The sequence below is a fragment of the Asticcacaulis benevestitus DSM 16100 = ATCC BAA-896 genome (assembly GCF_000376105.1).
GTDB lineage: Bacteria > Pseudomonadota > Alphaproteobacteria > Caulobacterales > Caulobacteraceae > Asticcacaulis > Asticcacaulis benevestitus.
The window spans coordinates 1-1,349 of the sequence record NZ_AQWM01000094.1; the positions used below are offsets into that span (position 1 = coordinate 1).

Sequence of the window (1,349 nt, forward strand, 5' to 3'; positions counted from 1 at the left end):
TCAGTTGCTGAGCCGTGGCCTGCATTTCGGTAGCGGCGGAGGACACCATATCGACAATGCCGCCGACGGCGTTCTCAAACTGGTCGGCGAGGTCGCACATGGTCTTCTTGCGCTGTACCTCGGCATCTGCGCGGGCCTGAAGGGTTTGTTCTTCGAGGGCACGCGTGCGGATCAGATTGTCCTTGAAGACCTCGACCGTTTTGGCCATATCGCCGATTTCGCTGCGTTCGCCGACATTGGGGATGACGACGGCGGTGTCGCCATCGGCGAGTTTCTGCATGGCGCCCGACATGCGGCTGATCGGCAGGGAAATGCCGCGGATCATGGCGAAGCCAATGACGAAGCAGACGGCGGCCGTCGCACCCAGGGCGATCATGATGAGGGCGATGGCGGCCTTGCCGAGGGCAGCACCGGCTTCTGCGGCCATTGTACCCTTTTCAAGCTGGAATTTGCGGTTGGCGCGAATGGTTTTGCGGACAATTTGCCCATGATCCTGAAACGGCCCCATGAAATAGATGGTTGCACCCACTGTGTCGCCCGAATTGACCATAGCCATAAACGTATCGGTCATGCTGTCGTATGTTTTAAGGGCCTTTAGCATGTCATCCGCCACGGCACGTTCGTCATCGCCGCTGATCAGCGGGGTGTAGGCCGCGATATCTTTCGCCATGATTTTTTTGGACTGAGCCGCCTTGCCAAGGGCCTCTTCTTTTTCAGCACCCGTCATGGTGGCGACCTGCATCTGGCGCAGGCGCATCTGCTCAAAATCCTGTGAAATATCGCCTACCACATTGGCGGAGGGCAACCAGTTGGTAGCGACATCGCCAGCGGCGGCATTGACCGCGCTCAGGCGCAGAATGGAAAACAGACCGAGACCGATAGTGGCGCAAAGCACCAGGGCGAAGGCGGCGATAACGCGCGCGCGGATTGTCATATTCTTGAACATAGGCATCCCTCTGAGCCGACACAAATAGGCGTCGTACCCGGCGGCCTGCGTTACCATCACGGATCGGTTCGGTTCTTGATACGCAGACCATTCGACACTGAGTTCTCAAAATGGATTGTTATGGTGAAGAACCTATTAATTGTAGACTAGAAGTAGAAATTTCGCCGTAAAAGACACCAATAGGGCGCGATGATGATCAATCGCCGCGCCCTCTTTAGGTTTTGCAAGTGAGGTTTTAGGCCGCTCGTCTAGCCCTCAAGCAGCGAAGCGGTAGGGCAATGAAAATGCGTGAGGGCAGCCGTCACGCTGCTCTCACATGCGCGAGGAAGCTGTTGATCTGGTTGCGCAGATTGGCGGCCTGATGGGCCAGTTCGCCGGAGGCCGACAGCACCTGAGCGGCGCC

The 1,349-nt window shown here is 57.4% G+C and carries 1 protein-coding gene; it reads right to left on the bottom strand.

Annotated features, from left to right (window positions below; translation table 11 throughout):
* Positions 1 to 946: MCP four helix bundle domain-containing protein (locus B060_RS0123520; protein WP_018084229.1), on the bottom strand; the 946-nt coding region annotated here is incomplete at its 3' end.
* Positions 947 to 1,349: the final 403 nt, after the last annotated feature.